This window comes from Synechococcus sp. PCC 6716, assembly GCF_022570815.1.
In the GTDB taxonomy this organism is placed as follows: domain Bacteria; phylum Cyanobacteriota; class Cyanobacteriia; order Thermosynechococcales; family Thermosynechococcaceae; genus Thermosynechococcus; species Thermosynechococcus lividus.
In genome coordinates this window covers 394891-414464 of the sequence record NZ_JAKLTU010000001.1, presented here as the reverse complement: position 1 = coordinate 414464, position 19574 = coordinate 394891, and the positions used below count along the sequence as shown (strand labels likewise).

The following is a 19574-nucleotide window of genomic DNA, read 5'->3' as shown; positions in this document are numbered from 1 at the left end:
ACGCTTGTTTTAGCCCTCTTTCGGCAGACTAAAGGCCATGCCACAGCCACAGGTTTGAGCAGCATTGGGGTTGTGAAAGCGAAACGCACCCCCCATCAAATCTTCGACATAGTCCACCCGTAGTCCCTTGAGCAACGGCACGTGTTGTGCTGCGAGGGCGATCGTCCACCCTTGGGATTGAGTCACCACATCGGTAGCTTCGGGTTCCCTCACTAACGCTAGATGATAGCTCCAGTCGCCACAGGTACTCGGCTCCACACAAATGCGAAAGACACTGCCAGCCTGCTGCTTGCCTTGGTGTGCCTGTAATCGCTCCAGTTCTTGAACCGCTGCTGTGGTTAGTTCCACCATAGTGACGATAAAATCAGCGCAAACCAGTATATCGTGCTTTGAGCAATCCCTGAGCGCATCCTGCGATTGATGCTTCAGATTCAATCGTCAGTTCGCGAAGGGCGTGGATCGTCTGGGGACGCTTGATCTTCAATGTACGCCAACAGTGTTTGAATGCTGGCGCGTCCTCCCACACTGATACAGCTATAAGCCCTGCTCCAGAAATAGGGTTTCCAAAAGAATTGCTTCAAGTAGTCAGAATACTCTTGCCGCATTCGTCTAGAGGACACAGATTTTAGGTTTTTTACTAGATTGGCAGGCTGAATCATGGGATGGGCATCAATCAGCAAGTAAACTTCCCCGTCCTAGAAGGGCGAGGCTTTCTGTAGCCCTCCGGCTATCTCGCAAGCTAGCCAGGAGCCTCCAGGCAGCGTTACGGACTGCCCCAAAAGCGCAATATTGATTGCTCCATTTAGGTCTGCATCACCAATCCATCCGCAATGCCCACACTTGAACTTTTTTTCAGTCCTCAACCCAATATGCAAGCAACAATGGCAGGTTTGACTGGTATAGGCAGGTGGTACAGCAACCACCTCAACTCCTTCCTTGATACCCTTGTATTCCAAGAATTGTCGCAACTGATAGAACGCCCAACTGTTAGACCGTCTCCGCTCGGTCGTGTTTCTCGGTTGCTGGTTGATTCTATCGCGAATGCCGGTCAAATCCTCGATAGCAACAATGGCATGGAGGTGTTTTGCTTCACGAATGATGGATGCACTGATGGAATGATTGAGCCATCGCTGAAAACGTCTCTCCCTCCCCGACAGCCGTTGCAGGACGTGTCGGCATCGACGCCGACTCGACCGTGTGCCCTTCGAGGCTTTTTGCTGGAGCGATGCTCTCACTTTGGCGAACTGATCTCGGACTTGATTCAACTGCTGAGCATCCCAACCGTTATCGGTACTAGTTTTAGCGATTTCACGCCGACCGAAATCAACGCCAATCCCCTTGTCCGACCGAATGGGTTCAGGAGCGTCGTCGCTCAGTTGAATGTGGATGTAGTATCGTCCATCTCTGTGCTTGCACAGTTGAGCCGACGTGGGTTGACACCCCTTCAGCTGGCCGCGCTGGTAGTGTCCTATGTCCAGTTTGATGTGTTCTCTACATCCCAGCAGGGTCAGGCTGACTGTCCAATCCGTCTCCCGAAAAGAGAAGATTCGGGCATCGTAGTCTGCCGAAGTTGGACAAAACGCTTTGACAGGTTTGCCCTTCACTTTGGCTGTTTTTCGATTCGCCCCAACCCTAGCACAAACCCTGACTGCCTGATTAGCACTCAACCCAAATTGTTCTCGCAGGTCGTTATAGACCAACGACTGAATCGTTGTTTTGCTGGTTGTTTTGGGTTTGACTCGCTCATTGGCATAGTTGCAAGCAGCAGCAAACGCCTGAAGCACTGCCTCAATCTTGGCATTTTGTTCGGGTGTGGTTGCAAGTTTGCAAACTAGTGTCAGAGTTTGTTTCATCCTTTTATATTCTCACCCGTGACTATGAAAAACAAGCGTACTAAACTTGGCAATTTCGGGGGTATTGAACCCCTCTCAATTGCCGCGCCTGTCCCTCCCCGACCTGAAGGTGCGGGGCTTCTCGGAGGTTTTCTGTGACATACTTAATACATGGGCAATTCAATTGTACGCACAGATAGGTGGCCTCTCAACCCTACTCTAGAGACAAAGACGTATCTGGAGATGACGGTTGCTGAGTATCGGTCATTTTGCAAGGCGCTGTCCTATGTCGTTATGGGGCACTGGCGCAAAATCGCATCGGCCAATAGTTGCTGTGCTGCTGTTGAAACGCTCATCCACAAGACCAATAAGAATCCCCATCCAACGTACAGCTACTTTGGAACGAGGTTCTACAAATTCCCCAGCTATTTGCGACGGGCGGCTATCGAGTTTGTGTGCGGTCAAGTCTCGTCATTCCTAACTCGTTATGAGCAGTGGCAGTGTGGCAGTCGCAACCGCAAGGATGCAAGACCACCCCAGTTCACTCCCGATTCGGGTTGCTATCCAGTCTTGTATCGAGAGCAGTGCATCAAGATTCACAATTTGGTGCAACTTACTGAGAACAAGGTTGTCGAAGTTGGTGGAGGTGTTGCTTTGGTCTATCCCAGAGGAACTTCATCATGGGCGTTTGACGGTTCTGGGCAGGTAACACGAAGCCAGCACAACTATGCTTTGGCAACGTTCCAGACGGGCAAGTAGTTTAACAAAGACCCCAGCGCTTAGAAGACAAATCATCATGTTAGAAACAGCACTCCGGGAGCAATTACTAGCGGCACAACCGCGTTTCTTGCACTTGCTGGATCACTTTACACGGGCACAACTACTGGTGGTGGGGGATCTCACCCTCGATGAATTCCTCACCGGCCAAGTGGAGCGGCTCTCGCGGGAAGCACCGGTCTTAATTTTGCGTCATGAAACCACCCGCCAAGTTCCGGGGGGGGGTGCCAATGCCATCTATAACTTGGCTAAGTTGGGGGCAACGGTACAGGCGGTGGGAGTCGTTGGCGACGATAGCCAAGGACAAGCCCTTTGCAATATTTTTCAGGCAGCGGGAATTGCCACCGAGGGTATTCTCAGGGATGCGGCTCGACCCACAGTGACCAAAACTCGCATCTCAGGTCATGCGCGCCAGTCGGTCACTCAGCAGATTGTGCGGGTCGATCGCAAGTCTGATGAGCTACCCCATCCACGCCTGCAAGAGGAATTAGCAGCCTTTATTCGCCACCATGCTGCCAGTGCTGATGCGATCGTCTGCTCCGACTATGGTGATGGTGTCTTCACACCACCGGTGATCCAAGCTGCCCTACAGCACCACTGCACAATTGTGGATACGCAGCGGGATCTACCCCGATACCACGGCGCCTTTTTGTTTACGCCCAACCTCCCGGAAGCCGAAGCGGCGGTGGGGKATGCCATTCGCAGTCCCGATGATGTGCTGAGGGCTGGCCAAGACTTACTGGAGCTGACTGCGGCCAAGCACATCCTCATTACCCGAGGGGATGCTGGGATGAGCCTATTTAGCCATGGCGAACCGCCCAGTCATTTACCGGCATTTAACCGCACCGATGTGTTTGATGTCACGGGGGCAGGAGATACCGTCGTGGCGGCCTTGACCTTAGCGCTGGTTGCGGGGGCAAGCCTCTGGGAAGCGGCAGTTCTGGGTAACTTGGCTGCTAGTATTGTTGTGCGTCGGTTTGGAACGGCTACCACCACCACAGCGGAAATGGCGGCGGCACTTCATCATTTGCTAGAAACAGACTAACTGGCTTAATCGGCGATCGCCTGCACCAGCCATTGGCGAACTCCCTGCGCCAAGGTACGGGCAAGCTGCTGCTGCGCTTGGGGGTTGACAATCCACTCAAATTCTTCAGGATGGATCATAAAACCCAACTCCAACAGAACAGCGGGGGCAACGGTTGGGCGGGTGAGGGCTAAGTTGTTCCAAAAGACCCCGTACTGCTGCCGTCCTAAATTACGGCTGAGGTACTCTGCGAGGAATACGGCTAAGTCATGGCTTTGGGGATGGTACCAAAAGGCACCCATCCCTTGGGTGTTGCGGGCATCGCCAGCATCCGGCAGAGCATTGTAGTGCAAGCTCAGGGCAAGGGTTGGCTGGGCTGCCTCAATGGCGAGAATCCGATCTGGCAAATCTAGGTCCATATCCTCAGTACGGGTGAGCACCACAGTAGCGCCTAGGGCTTCAAGTTCCGGTGCCAGTTTCTGGGCGACGGCCAGCGTTACCACTTTTTCTGGGGTGCCATCCGGCCCCCGCGCTCCCAGATCATCGGGCCCCCCATGGCCGGGATCGAGCAAGATCGTGAGACCTGCCAAGGGTCGAGACCCCCGTTGAATGCGGGGCGGATGACGCAGTTGCAGGACAAGGCGAGTTTCCTCGTAGGCAACACGGTACCCCCACTGTTGGCGGTGGTGCAGGTTAAAGCGGTATTGCACTTTATCTGAGCCTATGGCCTGCCAGTCAAGGCGTTGAATGACGGGGTCTGCATCAAGGCGAATAATGTCGGTTTGGGGAATGGTGTTGTACAGGGTGAGGGTCAGGTGGCGATCGCCTTGGTCAATGGCGATGGGCACTGGCACATCGAGCGGGAAGATCACCTCTGTCCAGCCCAATCGTTGGCGACTAGTAATACTGCGAATGGTTGCAGTTGTGGGCACGGCACTGGCGAGAAAGCGGACGTCGTTGGCGCGAATCCAGCCACCGTAGTCGAGTTGCAGCCAATCCCCAGTTTGCCGCTGCACCCGGGCACGGGTTCCCACGGGTAGAGGAGTTAAGCGGGAATAGTCGGTGCCAGCTCCGGTACGAGCCACACCCCCAAGCTCGCGAGTGACTTCAACCACCGGTCGCTGAGCCGGATCCGCCACTTGAATCCGCGCACCTGCCAAGGTGATAGGAGGATTCCCCCCCATCTGCCATTGCACAGTGCCATAGTCACCCAGTGCTCTGAGTTGGCGGCAGTTGCGGTAGAGGGGCGCAGTGGTGCTAGTGACCGCAGCTTGGTCAATGAGTGCCGCTAAGTTCGAGGGTAACTGGATCATTGCTGGCAAGGGCGCTAGGGCGAGGCGATCGCCACCCAGTTGAATCGCTACGGAACGATTGGGCGGGGCGGTTGCCGTGAAGCAAACAATATCGTTGGGGAGGCGCACCAGATCCAGCGTTGGCTCCAGCGGCTTGAGGGTCGTGGGGGGGGCTGCCACCGCGCGTGTAATTGTAAATGCCAAAACTTGCTTGCCTGCCGTCACGGTGATCCGGTTCACCCCGGGCTGAAGGGGCACGCTGGGGGCAAAGTGTCCGGCGGGGGAGCGATCGCCCACCGGAACCCCATTAATCGTCACCGGCATCTCGGGCGGGGCGGTACCAATAAAAAAAATCTGCGGCGCGGTGGTTGTATGCTGTGGTGGCGGATAAACCACCCGCAACTGTGGTGCAGCCATAACCCCAGCAACCGGCATAAGTAGGAGTGTACTAACGCCGCAGCTCAATAACGAGAGGGAATTCACTCAGCCTTGTAACCTCTTTTAACACTATTGAGCCTCTATTAAGCCTCTCTACTCACCTAGGGGAGCGTTCTAGGGGCAGAGGCATAGTGTTGACAATTGTTGCATAGTTTGTGATCCCCGTTAGATCTAAGTTGAATTTTGAACGAAAGACACATTCGATTTTCTCAGAAGATTTTTAATGCTGCCCCAAATCATTTGGTGAATTCGTTGATCCCCAGCACGTAAATATATTTTTTAACATTGGGATCATTGTCAGCGCCTTGAATTCACCGCATAATTAAATATGTTCCTAATCATAAATTTCCTTAATGTTGCGTAATGGTTATTTGCTTCGTATGTCCGCTCTAATTCATTTCCATACGCAGCATTGCTTATCACACTTTCAACCCCTAGTAAAAGAATTTAAGGATCATTTAATTATGGTGACGATGCAAACGATTCACTGCCCTCACTGTGGTAAATTAGCACTGCGACAGCGCTATGGCTCTGTTACTCATACCCAGTGTCCTCACTGTGACTATTTGATGACCATGTGCGATCGCACCGGCCGAGTGTTGGAGACCTACACCCCCGAAATAACCCATGTTGGCTGCTATGGCGCAAACCTGACCTGCACCCTTGAACGCACCACTGCTCTGTGCTAGCCAAGAAATTTCTTAGAAGAATCTAAAGATTAATGAGGAAAATCCTGAGAGTTGTTAAGATAGTTTACATATGGCTATCTTACTTCTACTGGTTTTAGCATTAGTGCTCTGGTCTGTGCGGCTGCTGCACGGTGCCTATCGCCTACAGGATTTTTCTCTGCTGCTGGCCAGTGGGTTAGTGGCAGTCTCAGCAGGCGGCGTCATCTTTGTGTACAGCCTCATGAATGATTGCGTGGGGTACCTGAGCCAAGGGTCGCCGATGATTGAGGCAGAGTCACCGCTGACGATGTCGGATGTTGCCTACTTCAACAGTGGCTCCGATCGCAAGTTCTGGGATGCCAGCCCCGTCCGCCAGGATAACGCGGCTCCCATCACTACTCCTTAAGCCACCAAATCTCTCCCTAGGGATCAATCACCATGGGGATCCGCTATTTTACTGAGGTGAGTTTCCGGGATGACGATAACGATGTCTGGGATGCCCTCACGCGCGCTTTGGGGTTCGTAGAAAGTGAAACCCTAGAGCAGGCGATCGCCCTGCACCATTTTTTTGAGATGCATCCCCTTGTGTGCGGCGTTGAAACCTTTATCCAGTCCAGCGAAAGTTGCCCCTACCTGCTATTGACCACCGATGCCAAACGGATGAGTCAGGCCAATGTGCAGCGCAGCCGCCTAGAAGAAGCGATCGCCCTGCTGGGTGCGAACAGCGCCGGTCTGGATGAATGGCTATTTATGGAAACAACCGCAAATGAGTCCTAGGGAAACTCTTGCATTTGGGGATGGGAGCGATAGTCGCGATCGCCACTGAGCCATTCTACCAAGGTAATTTTGACCCGACCCGCTGCATTGGGAATAATTAAAAACTCTGCCTCTGCTTGGCTGTTCACCACACGAGACTTAAGGGTTGTAGAACCAGCGTCAACAATTCGATTGCTATTGGGCGCATAGATTTCGTAATAGATTTGAATGTTACGAGCGGGCTGATCGGTCTCATTGATCAATCGCCCGGTCAGGCGGTGATACCACACCCCGGCAATGTTTTCACTTTCGAGGGTAACCGCAGTCACCTTCACCACTTTAGGGGCTTCCCGCCGCCGTGCCAGCGCCGCTGGAGTGACTACCGGTAACGCCACACCAATGCTTCCCAGCAGCACACTGCACAGCCAAACGGTTCTCAAGAACTGCATCATAAAATCTTTCAGCCACGAGAATGGTAAAGTGTAAAACGTAAAACCTTGTGTTGGCGATCGCTCTTTAGCCTAGCATTTCGGTGTTCGCGGTCATACTGACAGTTGCTACAACCTCGGCAAAGCATCCTCAACGTCAGGTCTCCATACTTCGGTTTTTGTCAACTGTAGTCACTATGCCAACCGTTCATGTTATTGGTTTGGGGCGCTCCGGTATCGCTGCGGCTCGCTTACTCAAGCGTCAAGGCTGGCAAGTGGAGGTGAGTGATGCCCGTCAAACCCCCGCCCTCCAGTCACAGCAACAGCTACTCGAAGCCGAAGGAATTCGGGTCTGTCTGAATTACCGCTTCGACTTAGACACCCTGACCACTGTAGGTCTGCAGCGCCCTAGCGAAATTGTGATTAGCCCCGGCGTGCCATGGCACAGTCCTAGTTTAGTTGCCGCTCGCCAAGCCGGTATTCCCGTGCGGGGAGAAGTGGAAATTGCTTGGAATACCCTTGCTCATCTACCGTGGGTGTGTATTACGGGCACCAACGGCAAAACCACCACAACAGCCCTCACCGCCGCGATTTTTCAAGCCGCAGGCTACAACGCACCCGCCTGTGGCAACATCGGCAACAGTATCTGTGAAGTTGCCCTCACAGGCAGTGACCTCGACTGGGTCATTGCCGAAATTAGTAGCTATCAGTTAGAGTCATTGCCGCCGCTAGCCCCTAAATTTGCCCTTTGGACGACCCTGACCCCAGATCACCTCGAGCGCCATGGTACCCTTGATGCCTACGTTGAAGCAAAAGCCCACTTAATCAATAGTGCTCACCAACCCATTCTTAACGGGGATGACCCCTACCTGCGCACCCACCTCCGCGATCGCTGGCCGCAGGCATGGTGGACCAGTATCCACGGGGCAGCAGCACTCCCTAAAGGAATTGAGCAAGGGATTTACATCGAAGCCGGACAAGTATGGGTCAAAGAGCAGCCCCTAGTACCTGTGAGCCTCTTAAAAATGCCCGGTCAGCATAACCAGCAAAACTTTCTTTTAGCGGTTGCCGCAGCCTATCTTGCTGGCATTCCTGCCCTCACCATTGCCAACGCTGTTGCCAACTTCTCAGGCGTGCCCCACCGCCTTGAACCCATTTGTACCTGGCGACACGTGCAATGGATTAACGACAGCAAGGCCACCAACTACGACGCAGCAGCGATTGGCCTAACATCAGTCACCGCCCCAGTGGTCTTGATTGCCGGGGGCCAACCCAAAACGGGCGATGATCAAGCATGGCTCAGCCTCATTCAACAAAAAGCCGCATGGGTGCTACTCATTGGCGAAGCGGCTCCTCAGTTTGCTAACCGCCTTGAAGCCATTGGTTTTACCAACTATGAGATTATGGAAACCCTCGATCGCGCCGTGGCAGTTGCTGCAGATCTCGTTACTGAATATCCCATCAAAACAGTTCTGTTCTCCCCCGCCTGTGCCAGTTTTGACCAGTATCAGAATTTTGAAGAGCGCGGTGAGCACTTTCGTCAACTATGTCTAGAATTGTAGCCCTATGAGCCAGTCTCCAGCGCCTATCCACTGGTGGAGCCGCCTATCCGTTGGGAGTCGCCTGCTGATCATTGCATTAGCCGCCCCCCTCTTGACCCTAAACTTTTGGGCGTTTGCTTCAATTCTCAGCTTTTTTGGCCCCTTGGTGGCGGTGTTAATTTTAGCCTCCCTGTTTGCCTTTCTCTTGAATTACCCCGTGCGTTGGATCGAAGAGCAAGGCAATCCCCGCGGACCGGCAGCAGTCGTAGTCTTCTTGCTGGCGCTAGTGCTCATTGCCATTGTTGGCATTGTTTTAGTACCCAATGTCTTAAATCAGGCGCAGCAACTCATCGCCCGCTTACCCGACTGGTTTAGCTCAAGCCAACGACGGCTCTTAGAGTTTGGCCAGTGGATTGATACCTTGAACTTACCCGTCACCATTGATATTGATGCCCTTGCCAACCAATTGCTGGAAAAGCTCAAAGATCAACTACAGGCCGTTGCCCGTGAAGCCCTGAACTTGATTTTAGGGACTGTCAGCAGTGTGGTGGATGTCATTATCAATGTGATCTTGACGGTCGTCTTGACCTTTTACTTGCTACAGCACGGCGATGAGATTTGGGACGGTTTAATTAGCTGGCTACCAGACACCTTACGCCCCATCGCCTCAGAGACCATTCGCAAGAGCTTTGAGAGTTATTTTATTGGCCAGTTAATTCTTGCGTTGTGTATGGGGGTTGGCCTCACCACAATTTTTGTGTTCCTGAAAGTGCCCTACGGTTTATTGTTTGGGGTGATTATCGGCGTGATGGCGCTGGTTCCCTTTGGCGGCACGGTGGGCATTATTTCCGTCAGTTTGTTAGTGACCTTGCAAGATGGCTGGCTTGCTCTGAAGGTGTGTGGGTTTTCCTTTCTGTTTCAACAACTTCTCGAAAATATTGTGGCACCGCGCATCATTGGCAGCTTCACTGGTCTCAACCCGGTTTGGGTCTTTTTAGCCATTTTGACTGGGGCGCGGGTGTCTGGCCTAGTAGGGGTGGTGATTGCGGTCCCCATTGCCGTAGTGATTAAAACCTTTCTCGTGAGTGTGCGATCGCGCCTGAACCTCGAAGACTCTTCACAGCTAGAATTATCCGCACCCCCTACCCCAACAACCACGTTTTCCTCCAAAATGAATCCATCCTAGGAGATAGTGGCGATGCTGCGTGCAATTCATCCCGGTCTTCTCACCTCATTGGTACTGATTGCCTTGACGGGAGTCATTACCACAGTAACGGCCTTTATCGGCTATTACGTGGGGCGGGACTCGTTGCGGGGGGTTTCGCAACCCGTGGTCAATCCAATTCTTGGCAATGCCCTCAGCCACAGTGGTCAAGAGCGCCCCACCATTCTTGATGAGGCCGAAATTATTGCCCGCACCCAAGCCACCATTGCTGAAATGAGTCACACCTCAACGGAGCGAGACATTGTGCCCGCCCCTGCTCAGTCCGCAGTGCCTGAGCCACAGGCCAGTGAGCAGAGTAGCCTGCCGATTGTGGCAGAGGATAAGGGGGTGCGCTTAGAAGTTCGCTCAGTCCAGTCTATTGGCCAAGACCTGGTTTTGAACGTTACCCTCAAAAATGACAGTAGCCAAAGGATTCAGTTTATTTATACGTTTCTGGAAGTGAAAGATGATCACGGGAACCTTCTCAGTGCCTTGACGGAGGGGCTACCCACCGAGCTTCCCGCGGGCAGTGATCTGGCAACCGGTGTCATTACTATTCCTAAAAGTTTGCTTGCGGACACAACAACCATTACCTTGCGCTTAGCCAGTTACCCCAACCAAGATGTGCAGCTACAGGCGGCCAATATTCCAGTGCGGGGTGAGTAACAATGGAGACAGCCACAGCAGAATCCCGTCAAGAGTGGGTTACTGCCCGGGATTGGGTGCGGGTACGGGCAGATTTGGCCGGGGACACTACGTTTATGGTGTGGCAAGGGGCCGTGTATAGTTTTGTGCCGCAGGAACCGCGCCGCCACCTCTTTAACATTGTCGGCATGAGTGCTGCCCGCTGTGTGCCTCATCCAGAATCGGGTTGGTATTTTTTATCCCGCGAGCTAACGTTTTACCTTGACCCAGAGACAAATACCGTGGGCGATCGCTGGCGCAACCCTTGGACACAGGAGGTGTTAACCGTCATTCCTGTGGCTAATGATCCGGTACAGGGGCTGTTTCGCCGTGAGGTGCCCGCCCAAGTGCGAGCAACTACAACTACGTTTCAGTTTGATCTGTTTCCCTACTATGCCAATCCCCTTGCGAGCGACCCCCGATTTGGTGAGTATAGCCCGCAGCCGCTGTACCAAGCCGTCGAGCTATTTAAGCTGACGGTGGCAACGGCGGATCTCAACGATCAGGGGAGTTCAACAATTCGCGATGTCCAGCTCTACTGGAGCCGCATTGGCCCGTGGTTGCCGTGGATGAAAATGGGCGATCGCCCCGGTTACCTGATCTACAGTGCCAGTGGCCAAAAAGCCTTTGAGGTTGCTGCGCTGCCGCGGTTACTGCAAGAGCAACTGCAACGATTGCCCCACTATTGCGAAGCCCCCACTACCTACCGCGACGGGGCGGATATGACCTCATGGCTCTATTTTCAAGAGCATTTTGAGGCCTATTTAGCCGGAGAAACCTTTCCGCTGTGATCCAATAGAGAATCCTGTGGCACACTGCCAACAGTGACCTTGAAAGGAGTTGCGGATGCCGACGGTTAGTTTATTGCGGGCTGCTACCTACGATGTGGCGGTGTTGAGCCAGTCTTTGGAGGCACTGTTGGCGCCCCTTGGCGGCATGGCCGCCATTGTTCAACCCGGCGATCGCGTCCTCCTGAAGCCCAACTTGCTCACAGGGGCACGCCCAAAGCACGAATGCGTCACCCGTCCTGAGCTAGTGTACTGTGTGGCCAAAATGGTACAGGCGGTTGGGGGGSAGCCTTTTTTGGGGGATGGCCCTGCCTTTGGCTCTGCCTTGGGGGTAGCGCGCAACAATGGCTATCTCCCCTTTATTGAGGCGCTGAACTTGCCCGTGATTGAATTCCATGGCGATCGCTACAGTACCAGCAATCCTGAGTTTCAGCATCTGCGCCTCAGTAAGGAGGCCATGGCCGCCGACGTGGTCATTAATTTGCCGAAAGTCAAATCCCACGTCCAACTCACGCTTACCCTTGGTGTGAAAAATCTCTTTGGCTGCGTGCCGGGCAAAATGAAAGCATGGTGGCACATGGAAGCCGGTAAAGATAGCGATCGCTTCGGGCGGATGCTGGTGGAAACGGCTCGCGCCATCAGCCCCGATCTGACGATTATGGACGGCATTATCGGCCATGAAGGCAATGGCCCCAGCGGTGGCACCCCCCGCCCCTTGAATATATTAGCGGCCAGCCAGAATGTCTTTGCCCTTGACCGCGCCATGGTGGCCATTCTCAATGTTGATCCAGAGCGCATCCCCACCCAGCGCGCAGCGACGGCTCTCGGCTTAAACTACACCCTCGAAGAGCTACACTTTCCCTTGGCGCAACCAGAAGAACTACAGGTTCCAGACTGGAAACTGCCCAGCCAGATGATGCCCATCGATTTTGGTGCCCCCCGCGTCCTGAAATCTACCTTCAAGCATCTGTATATCCGCTGGATTAAAGAACCCTTAGCCACCTATACCCACCAGTCTTAGGAGAAGTACGGTTTTCAGAACCTTGTAAAATTTGTTAACATTAAGAGCATGGGCGTTTGTACCAGTAGCTAACGATCACACCTGAGCGACTCACCTGATCTGATGGGCTGGGCAGCTACTGACGAGGATACGCGGTAAGTTCACTCTTCGTGTGCTGTTGATGGCCTAGATGTCTGGAGCATCGGGCAGCCTATCCTTAAGTTCCGTTTTGGCCACCATTAAGGAGTTGGGGTGTTCCTGAACAGAAGTATGATTTTCGGGTTTGAGTCTTTTACCGCCCTCACCCTAGCCCTCTCCTTTGGGAGCGGGAACAAGACTCTTAGCTCCCCTCTCCCTAGGGAGAAGGGTTGGAGATGAGGGCAATTCATGGCCAGATTCAGCAACAGCAGGAGTTGGTATGGCACTTTACGCAGAACTGCATCGGCATTTAGGTGGCTCGGTTGTGCCGCGTATCCTCTGGCGTTACTTCCAGCGCAACGATCCGTCGCGTGCGGCTCGCTTCCCGGACTATAGCGAATTTGAAACGTTTTACACCAAGCCCCGCCAATCCCTTGACGAGTATTTAGAGTTACACACCTTAGTAGAGAGTGTGCAAACCCTCCAAACACTACCCTACTTTATTTTCCGGTTGATTCGCGGTGCCTACATTTTTGAAAACTTGGCGTATCTAGAGCTACGCTATACGCCTTACCTGCGCACCGATCCCCACCTCAGCGAGGCCAGTCGCATTGAGCAAATGGCGGATGTCGTGAAAACCGTCGGCTTAGCCTGCCAAGTGCCTGAGTATCCGATAGTCACCAGCCAAATTCTCTGTATGCACACGCGGCTGCCCTACGCTGTGAATCGAGTCATTGTCGATTTGGCGGCTCATTTCCCTCAGTTTGTCTGCGGCATTGATTTAGCTGGGGGAGACTCAGTTTATGGCGATCGCCTTGGAGAATTCATCCAACTCTATGCCTATGCCCGCGATCGCGGCTTAAAGACCACGGGTCACCTTTACGAAACCGCCAACGGGTGCTACCCCCAACTCCTGCCGTACCTACAACGTATTGGTCATGGTATTCAAATTCCGTTGCGCTATCCTGAGTTGCTGCCAGAGGTAGCAGCGGCAGGGCAATGCCTTGAGGTGTGTCCCACCACCTATTTTCAAACCGGCACCCTCGAAAGCTACGACCAGTTGCGTTTAGTGTTTAGCCGCTGTTTTGAAGCGGGGGTTGATGTCGCTATCTGTACCGATAATGCTGGCTTGCACAACGTGCGCCTGCCCTTCGAATACGAAAACTTACTCACCCACGACATCCTTAACTTTAAGGAACTGCAAGCCTGCCAAGAAGCGGCCTTTCGCCATGCCTTTGCCTGGCCCCACGATCACCCTCCCACCCTACTGTTGAGTCACTTGCTCCAGAACACATTGGGGGTGCTTGGTAGCTCCGTACTTGAGTGCGGGGCGGAAAAACCATAAAGCGGCGTTGGTCGCCAATTTATTCCGATACTAATCGCTAAAAACTTGGTGAACAACCCAACCAGCGGTATCAGCAAGAATCCTCTGACTTGAGTCGGTGGGAGTGTCAAGTCTAGTCTAGAGGGGCTTACTCTAAGCTGGCGATCGCGATGTTCCTACGGGATGCGCATAGGAATGCACAACCTCTTGATAGCACACCTCAAGGCGATCCAGATTGCGACTCAGGCTATAGCTTTCGAGCACTCGTTTCCGTGCTTTTTCCCCCAGTAGCCGGATCATCTCTGGATGGTGGTAAAACATGGGTAGTAAGGTTTGGAGTTGGGTCTTAACATACTGTGGATTCAGCACAATCCCTGCTCCCGTCAGGACTTCGCCATCAGCGCCTACATCCGTGGCCAAGCAAGCTAAACCACAGGCCATTGCCTCCAACAGCGACAGAGATAGCCCTTCAATTTGCGAAGGCAAAATAAAGACATCACAGCCGCGCAGGATCTCCAACCGTCGCTGATCGTCCACTACCGAGCCTAACCAGAGAATATTGTGTTCAGGACCATAATGTGCCATTAAGGATGGCATGAGGGAACCGCCACCTACCATCAGGAGTTTGCAATCCTCCGGCATATCTGCGGCGCACCACGATCGCAGGAGCGCCTCAACATTTTTTTCAATGGCGATTCTGCCCTGATAGACGTATAAATAGCGCGCCTTAAACTCGTCCTTGGCACCTGAATGTCCAGGGGTGTACTTGCGAGTATCCACGCCATTGGGAATGATCAGCAGCGTCTGCGCACCAACCCCAAGACGCATTAACAACTCTTTCTGTGCCTGCGAAAAAACGATTACACGGTCGTAATTAGCAAGAAACGGGGCATAGAGTTGATAGGTCATTAAGGCGGTGCCTGCCGAGAGGGTGCGATACTTTTCGCTATAGGCAGGGTGAAACGTTGCCACCAAAGGGATTTTTAACTCAGCACAAATATCCGGCAGAAAAAAGTCAAGGGGCGAGAGCGTTAACGAGGCATGGACAACATCCGGTTTGAGCTTTTTTAGGGATTCTACCAATACCTTATTCGCCCGCAGAGACGGGAGCGTATAAACCTGTGACTTGTAGAGGCATGGCAGTGGAACATCGGGGCACTCGCCGTCTTGCTCCACTCCATTTTCATCCTCTTGGGCAAAGTGCAAAAAGCTGACCTGATATCCCCGGTCTAGCAGGCCGTTGGTAATTTCCCGACTGTAGGTAACGTTACCGCAGGGGGGAGACTTTTTGCCTAACCATGCAATATGAAGAGTCACACATTATTCCTTTTAGCTTATTCGGCGGGTAACCCCACACCTTTCCTTTACCCTATAGGAGTGCTGGACAATAGGCCACAGCGGAGATGGCATATTCTCAAGGCACCGTATGATTATGATAATGGCAGGGAACACCAACCTTCTCAGGCCAGACGGAGAATGATAACTACAGTGGTGCTCAAGGATAACCGGTGAATATCGGTGGTGCGAATGGATACATGGTGCAGGGTCATCGCGTTTTCCCTTGGTTAGTTGGTCTCCTGCTTGGGACGCAGCTGATCTGGGAAATCTGTGAACACGCGCTCGCCAGCGGTGACACCCGTGATGATTTGGGTTTGATCTTGCCAGCTACTGCCGATGGTGACGGGGCGAAACTCCGGTTTGTTATCGGCACCCATGACGTAAACGCCGGTCTTTCCCTTTTCGACAGCGATCGCCACTGTTGGCACTAAGAGGGCATTGGCCACTTTTTGGCCAAGGAAATCCAAATCGACATTCATCCCGGAGCGCAGTTCCGCTAGCCCTGACAGGAGCGACACCCGCACCTGAAAGAAAGTGACATTTTGCTCCACGACAGCTTCGGGGGCGATCAAGCGCACCTTCCCCTGAAACGTTCGCCCTGGGTAGGCATCGGCGCGAATTTCCACGGGCTGTCCCAGTTGTACTTGGCTAATATCAACCTCTGGCACTTCTGCTAAAATTTCTAACCCCTCAGCGATCGCCACAATTGAGGTAGAGGTGGCCGATGTGGTTGTTGAGGCAGAGGTAGTTGGGGTAACAAAAGCCCCCGGAACAGCATATTTCTGGGTAATAATTCCGTCAAAGGGGGCGCGGATCACGGTATCTTCCAAGGCCACCCGTGCAGCTTGGACTTGGGCTTGCGCTGCGGTTACTGCTGCCTCTGCTTGGCGAATGTCTTCACTACGCGAGCCTCGCTGCAACAGTTGCAGACGCTTTTGGGCTTCGTTTGAGGTCGCGATCGCATTGTCGCGGTTGGCAATAAGTTCATCAAGGGTATCCCGCGGAATCACCCCTTCGGCAGCTAAGGCTTCATTCCGGTTCAGCCGTTCTTGGGCTAGTTTGGCACGGGAGGCAGCAGCACGAACTTGAGCTTGGGCTTGAGCAATTTCCTCGGCTCGGTTGCCAGCAACGGTGCGATCGCGCCGGGCAATGGCATCAGCTAAGTTGGCTTGGGCTTGGGCAAGCTGCGCCCGCTCATCGCGGTTGTCCATGCGGGCAATCACCTGACCGGCCTTCACGACATCTCCCTGCTCCACGTAGAGGTCTGTGAGTAACCCTGAGCGCTTAGGGCTGATGTTGACCGTTTGCACCGGTACCACCGTCCCAGTAGCAGCAACCCGGGCAACCAAATCACGGCTATCCATCACCGGTACTGTGTAGCGATCTACGTCAAGGGGGCTGTGGCGCGATCGCCACACAATTAGACTACCGCTGGCAATGAGGCCAGCCACAATGCCCCCAATCAGCAGCGATCGCCATCGCTGCGAGGGTTTACCAACAAAGGGGATAAAGGCCGCCATGGGTATTTTTGCAATGTTTTACCTATTCTAACGTTATGTTACGGGTTTGCCGCAGTTCCCCCACCCTTCCCGGTTGAGAGAGCAGGAGCAGTCAATTACTAGTAAGTGCTGGGTAGTCATGGTATAGTAATTAATCCAAGGACGCATAGCTCAGTTGGTTAGAGCACCACGTTGACATCGTGGGGGTCACTGGTTCGAGTCCAGTTGTGTCCATCAAGGTTTAAACGCTATAGCCCAGTTCTCATCAGCACGTATGGGATGGTTAGATGTTTCTAGCCGCTATTAGCTATCTTTAGGGACGCCCGCCGCTACGCCCTCGGCACGCTACGCAACCACCACCCCCCAAGCCTCAACGGTTATGGGCGGAGCACTGCGACGGATCTTGGTAGGGAGTTCTTTGCTAGAATAAGAGCCGGGGAAAAGACTTGCCTAAAGTGAAAATGGCGAGATAGAAACTACTCTAAACTGCCAGCCAACACAAGCTATTAGGCTCCTTGCTCTCAAGAATAATTTTCAGGAGAACACGAATGACAAAGCGTGATCATAGCAAAGTATATAACGTCACCTTGGTCAATGAACAAAAGGGTCTCAACAAAACCATTCGCGTTCATGCCGATGAATACATCCTCGATGCTGCCGAGGCTCAAGGTATTCCACTGCCCTACTCCTGTCGCGCTGGAGCCTGCGTCAACTGTGCAGGTCGCATCCTCAAGGGCACCGTTGACCAGTCTGATCACTCGTTCCTAAAAGAAAAGGAACTAAAAGCTGGTTTTGTACTGTTGTGCGCCGCTTACCCTACGTCTGATTGCGTGATTTCTACTCACGAAGAAGATAATTTACTTAACTTAACTTAAGTTTAATTAAATTAATCTCGAGTTGATTTGTTGAGTTTTGTTGATGGTTTGAATTAGAAAATCGTTGGCTATTTGTTCATTTTTTTCAAGTCATTAACTTTTCTGAAGTTTTCTTTCATAATTGGGTCGCCAACCCTTAATATAATCATCACATTACATCATTCTTGTAGTGGCGCAGGATATTTGCAGCTGTGTGGAGTCTTGGTGTCCACAGCAGGCTGGCAAGGTGATGTCTTAACTTACGTGCTGGCAATCCTTGAGATTCTGCGGATCTTGGGGCAAAGGCGGCAGTTTGGAGGTCGGTATGATGACATCAGATCGGGGGTTGAGCAGTAGCACAGAGCCGCAGTTTGCAGATGCGGTACAGCCAGAGCGTCTTTTGCAACAACTGGCAACGTCGGGGGGGACAGGGTGCTTCAAGCTAACGGTACAGCAGCAGCAGTGGTTTTTGTATCTGCATCAAGGCAGTCTTATTTATGCCACCCATAGTATTGATCCGGGCGATCGCTTCGAGCGGCACCTGCGGCGTTTGAGTCAACAGGTGTCAGCATTAGATCGCGATTTACGAGCACAGGTACGGCAGCAGTGGGAGTTGGCGAACACCCCCACACCCATTTACGAGTACGAAAGTCTGCGCTGGCTCCTCACGGAAGGTATCATCACCCCTGAGCAGTTTCGCCAAGTGGTAGAGGGACTCATTGTAGAAGTCCTCGAATCGTTTTTACACCTTACGAGAGGTCAGCACCAGCTTGTCCCCTACTTTGATGTTCCCATCGTTACTCATTTTGATACAGCGCGTTTAGTCGCTGCTTGTAAAGCTCAGATTCAACAGTGGTTGAGCTTAGGGCACAAAATTACATCCCCGTTTCAGCGACCCTACTTTTTTAGCAGTGCTCAGGTCAATCTGACCCCAGAACAACAGCAACGGTTAGGGTCAATGCTGCGGGGATTTAGCTTCCGTCATTTGGCGGTACTAATGAATCAGAATGAAATTTCTCTGGTGCGCAGTCTCCTGCCCTTGATTGAGAAGGGTGCTGTTGTGGTGCGTGAACCCCAGCGTCCCTTTGATCTTCTGCCCAACTTTGATGCCAGTCTATTGCAGGAACTGGTGCCCACAGAGGATGCTGACACCCAAGAACTGACCAGTGGCTTTTTCACCTCCCACGTTCCCAACCGTACCTTTACGATTGTCTGCATTGACGACAGTCCCACCATGCTCAATGAAATCAAGCGGTTTTTGGCAGACGATGCGTTTCAGGTGATTGCTCTCAACGACTCGGTCAAAGCATTAATGGAGGTGATGCGGCTCAAGCCTGACTTGATTCTGCTCGATGTGGGAATGCCTAACATTGATGGCTATAAGTTTTGCAAGGTCATTCGCAATCATCAACACTTTAAGTCTCTACCCATCATCATGGTTACGGGGAACACAGGGTTGATTGACCGGGCAAAGGCACGCCTTGTGGGGGCAACAGACTACATGACCAAGCCCTTTACCCAAGCAGAGCTACTGAAAATGGTTTTTCAGTACCTAACGTAGTGGTGGATTGCCTGACCACTGTATATTGACATTTACTGATGGTTTTTATTGTTTGGGAGGCGGCATGAGTACGGTCTTGGTTGTGGAAGATACCCCTTCAGAAATGGCCTTGATTACCTCGTTTCTGAAGGACAGTGGCTATACGGTCATTTCAGCAACAGATGCCAAGGAGGCACTGCAAAAAGTGACGCAGTACAAACCGGATGTGGTGGTTACCGATGTGGTTATGCCGGGGATGAGTGGCTTTGAACTCTGCCGTAGTCTCAAGAAAAATCCGGAAACTGAAAAGTTACCGATTATTGTGTGTACGTCCAAAAATCAAGAATTGGATCGTCTCTGGGCGATGAAGCAGGGAGCAGATGCCTACATCACGAAGCCCTTTAATCGGGAGGATTTGTTGCGGGCGTTGAAGTCCGTGGTGGTTTAGC

21 protein-coding genes and 1 tRNA gene are annotated in these 19574 nt (G+C 52.6%); 15 read left to right on the top strand and 7 right to left on the bottom strand.

Features of this window, described 5'->3' with window-relative positions:
• Positions 1 to 9: 9 nt before the first annotated feature.
• From L5220_RS01970 to L5220_RS01960, 3 genes are all read right to left on the bottom strand, one after another.
• Positions 10 to 351, bottom strand: a complete 342-nt coding sequence (locus L5220_RS01970; protein ID WP_099797647.1) for a HesB/IscA family protein — start codon at positions 349 to 351, stop codon at positions 10 to 12.
• Positions 352 to 431: 80 nt separating this feature from the next.
• The gene (locus L5220_RS01965; protein WP_499571263.1) at positions 432 to 680 is read right to left on the bottom strand and encodes a transposase; all 249 of its coding nucleotides are present in this window, start codon (positions 678 to 680) and stop codon (positions 432 to 434) included.
• Between the two features lie 15 nt (positions 681 to 695).
• Positions 696 to 1853, bottom strand: coding sequence for an RNA-guided endonuclease InsQ/TnpB family protein (locus L5220_RS01960; RefSeq protein WP_499571261.1), 1158 nt, complete (start codon positions 1851 to 1853; stop codon positions 696 to 698).
• A gap of 150 nt (positions 1854 to 2003) precedes the next feature.
• Here L5220_RS01960 and L5220_RS01955 point away from each other — a divergent pair, with 150 nt between their 5' ends.
• Both L5220_RS01955 and rfaE1 read left to right on the top strand, forming a co-directional pair.
• On the top strand, positions 2004 to 2591 hold the full coding sequence (locus L5220_RS01955) for a hypothetical protein (RefSeq protein WP_499571259.1): 588 nt from the start codon (positions 2004 to 2006) through the stop codon (positions 2589 to 2591).
• 37 nt (positions 2592 to 2628) lie between these two features.
• Entirely contained in the window at positions 2629 to 3654 is a 1026-nt protein-coding gene (gene rfaE1, locus L5220_RS01950; protein WP_499571257.1) for a D-glycero-beta-D-manno-heptose-7-phosphate kinase, read from the top strand.
• 5 nt (positions 3655 to 3659) lie between these two features.
• On the opposite strand, the gene L5220_RS01945 is transcribed toward rfaE1, so the two are convergent.
• The gene (locus L5220_RS01945) at positions 3660 to 5342 is read right to left on the bottom strand and encodes an N-acetylmuramoyl-L-alanine amidase (protein WP_499571255.1); all 1683 of its coding nucleotides are present in this window, start codon (positions 5340 to 5342) and stop codon (positions 3660 to 3662) included.
• Between the two features lie 485 nt (positions 5343 to 5827).
• Between L5220_RS01945 and L5220_RS01940 the strand changes: the two genes are divergently transcribed.
• The 3 genes from L5220_RS01940 (at position 5828) to L5220_RS01930 (ending at position 6808) form a co-directional block, all read left to right on the top strand.
• A complete protein-coding gene (locus L5220_RS01940; RefSeq protein WP_448515485.1) occupies positions 5828 to 6052 on the top strand; it encodes a replication restart DNA helicase PriA in 225 nt (74 codons plus the stop codon).
• Between the two features lie 70 nt (positions 6053 to 6122).
• Positions 6123 to 6437, top strand: coding sequence for a hypothetical protein (locus tag L5220_RS01935; RefSeq protein ID WP_198406077.1), 315 nt, complete (start codon positions 6123 to 6125; stop codon positions 6435 to 6437).
• A 32-nt stretch (positions 6438 to 6469) separates the two neighbouring features.
• Positions 6470 to 6808 carry a hypothetical protein gene (locus L5220_RS01930; RefSeq protein WP_448515487.1) on the top strand — a complete coding sequence of 113 codons (339 nt, stop codon included), beginning with the start codon at positions 6470 to 6472 and terminating at the stop codon, positions 6806 to 6808.
• Here L5220_RS01930 and L5220_RS01925 read toward each other — a convergent pair.
• On the bottom strand, positions 6805 to 7239 hold the full coding sequence (locus L5220_RS01925; protein ID WP_198406078.1) for a hypothetical protein: 435 nt from the start codon (positions 7237 to 7239) through the stop codon (positions 6805 to 6807). The two genes, L5220_RS01930 and L5220_RS01925, sit on opposite strands and share 4 nt — an antisense overlap.
• Positions 7240 to 7412: 173 nt before the next feature.
• Here L5220_RS01925 and murD point away from each other — a divergent pair, with 173 nt between their 5' ends.
• From murD to L5220_RS01895, 6 genes are all read left to right on the top strand, one after another.
• On the top strand, positions 7413 to 8777 hold the full coding sequence (gene murD / locus L5220_RS01920; RefSeq protein ID WP_499571252.1) for a UDP-N-acetylmuramoyl-L-alanine--D-glutamate ligase: 1365 nt from the start codon (positions 7413 to 7415) through the stop codon (positions 8775 to 8777).
• A gap of 4 nt (positions 8778 to 8781) precedes the next feature.
• A complete protein-coding gene (locus L5220_RS01915) occupies positions 8782 to 9942 on the top strand; it encodes an AI-2E family transporter (protein ID WP_448515490.1) in 1161 nt (386 codons plus the stop codon).
• Positions 9943 to 9954: 12 nt separating this feature from the next.
• The gene (locus L5220_RS01910; RefSeq protein WP_499571250.1) at positions 9955 to 10626 is read left to right on the top strand and encodes a hypothetical protein; all 672 of its coding nucleotides are present in this window, start codon (positions 9955 to 9957) and stop codon (positions 10624 to 10626) included.
• A gap of 2 nt (positions 10627 to 10628) precedes the next feature.
• Positions 10629 to 11435, top strand: a complete 807-nt coding sequence (locus L5220_RS01905) for a DUF1838 domain-containing protein (protein ID WP_499571248.1) — start codon at positions 10629 to 10631, stop codon at positions 11433 to 11435.
• A 55-nt stretch (positions 11436 to 11490) separates the two neighbouring features.
• Positions 11491 to 12453 (top strand): Npun_F2552 family protein, encoded by a 963-nt coding sequence (locus L5220_RS01900; RefSeq protein WP_499499028.1) that lies wholly within the window; start codon positions 11491 to 11493, stop codon positions 12451 to 12453.
• Between the two features lie 397 nt (positions 12454 to 12850).
• Positions 12851 to 13915, top strand: coding sequence for an adenosine deaminase (locus tag L5220_RS01895; protein WP_499571246.1), 1065 nt, complete (start codon positions 12851 to 12853; stop codon positions 13913 to 13915).
• Between the two features lie 132 nt (positions 13916 to 14047).
• Here the strand turns inward: L5220_RS01895 and L5220_RS01890 are convergent, their stop codons facing one another.
• Positions 14048 to 15211: a glycosyltransferase family 4 protein gene (locus tag L5220_RS01890; RefSeq protein WP_499571244.1), complete on the bottom strand. Its 1164-nt coding sequence runs from the start codon at positions 15209 to 15211 to the stop codon at positions 14048 to 14050.
• A gap of 248 nt (positions 15212 to 15459) precedes the next feature.
• Positions 15460 to 16752 carry an efflux RND transporter periplasmic adaptor subunit gene (locus L5220_RS01885; protein WP_499571242.1) on the bottom strand — a complete coding sequence of 431 codons (1293 nt, stop codon included), beginning with the start codon at positions 16750 to 16752 and terminating at the stop codon, positions 15460 to 15462.
• Positions 16753 to 16891: 139 nt separating this feature from the next.
• Between L5220_RS01885 and L5220_RS01880 the strand changes: the two genes are divergently transcribed.
• The 4 genes from L5220_RS01880 (at position 16892) to L5220_RS01865 (ending at position 19573) form a co-directional block, all read left to right on the top strand.
• Positions 16892 to 16965 (top strand) — tRNA-Val (locus L5220_RS01880).
• 314 nt (positions 16966 to 17279) lie between these two features.
• A complete protein-coding gene (locus L5220_RS01875; protein WP_099797660.1) occupies positions 17280 to 17606 on the top strand; it encodes a 2Fe-2S iron-sulfur cluster-binding protein in 327 nt (108 codons plus the stop codon).
• A gap of 304 nt (positions 17607 to 17910) precedes the next feature.
• A complete protein-coding gene (locus tag L5220_RS01870; RefSeq protein WP_499571240.1) occupies positions 17911 to 19146 on the top strand; it encodes a response regulator in 1236 nt (411 codons plus the stop codon).
• A 64-nt stretch (positions 19147 to 19210) separates the two neighbouring features.
• A complete protein-coding gene (locus L5220_RS01865) occupies positions 19211 to 19573 on the top strand; it encodes a response regulator (protein ID WP_448513887.1) in 363 nt (120 codons plus the stop codon).
• The last annotated feature ends 1 nt before the right edge of the window (position 19574 follow it).

Coding starts and splice junctions, on each gene's coding strand:
- L5220_RS01915 (WP_448515490.1), top strand. CDS start 8,782: ATGAGCCAGTCTCCAGCGCCTATCCACTGGTGGAGCCGCCTATCCGTT.
- L5220_RS01870 (WP_499571240.1), top strand. CDS start 17,911: ATGATGACATCAGATCGGGGGTTGAGCAGTAGCACAGAGCCGCAGTTT.
- L5220_RS01885 (WP_499571242.1), bottom strand. CDS start 16,752: ATGGCGGCCTTTATCCCCTTTGTTGGTAAACCCTCGCAGCGATGGCGA.
- L5220_RS01945 (WP_499571255.1), bottom strand. CDS start 5,342: ATGGCTGCACCACAGTTGCGGGTGGTTTATCCGCCACCACAGCATACA.
- L5220_RS01970 (WP_099797647.1), bottom strand. CDS start 351: ATGGTGGAACTAACCACAGCAGCGGTTCAAGAACTGGAGCGATTACAG.
- murD (WP_499571252.1), top strand. CDS start 7,413: ATGCCAACCGTTCATGTTATTGGTTTGGGGCGCTCCGGTATCGCTGCG.
- L5220_RS01905 (WP_499571248.1), top strand. CDS start 10,629: ATGGAGACAGCCACAGCAGAATCCCGTCAAGAGTGGGTTACTGCCCGG.
- L5220_RS01955 (WP_499571259.1), top strand. CDS start 2,004: ATGGGCAATTCAATTGTACGCACAGATAGGTGGCCTCTCAACCCTACT.
- L5220_RS01940 (WP_448515485.1), top strand. CDS start 5,828: ATGGTGACGATGCAAACGATTCACTGCCCTCACTGTGGTAAATTAGCA.
- L5220_RS01875 (WP_099797660.1), top strand. CDS start 17,280: ATGACAAAGCGTGATCATAGCAAAGTATATAACGTCACCTTGGTCAAT.
- L5220_RS01895 (WP_499571246.1), top strand. CDS start 12,851: ATGGCACTTTACGCAGAACTGCATCGGCATTTAGGTGGCTCGGTTGTG.
- L5220_RS01930 (WP_448515487.1), top strand. CDS start 6,470: ATGGGGATCCGCTATTTTACTGAGGTGAGTTTCCGGGATGACGATAAC.
- L5220_RS01925 (WP_198406078.1), bottom strand. CDS start 7,239: ATGATGCAGTTCTTGAGAACCGTTTGGCTGTGCAGTGTGCTGCTGGGA.
- L5220_RS01960 (WP_499571261.1), bottom strand. CDS start 1,853: ATGAAACAAACTCTGACACTAGTTTGCAAACTTGCAACCACACCCGAA.
- L5220_RS01910 (WP_499571250.1), top strand. CDS start 9,955: ATGCTGCGTGCAATTCATCCCGGTCTTCTCACCTCATTGGTACTGATT.
- L5220_RS01935 (WP_198406077.1), top strand. CDS start 6,123: ATGGCTATCTTACTTCTACTGGTTTTAGCATTAGTGCTCTGGTCTGTG.
- L5220_RS01865 (WP_448513887.1), top strand. CDS start 19,211: ATGAGTACGGTCTTGGTTGTGGAAGATACCCCTTCAGAAATGGCCTTG.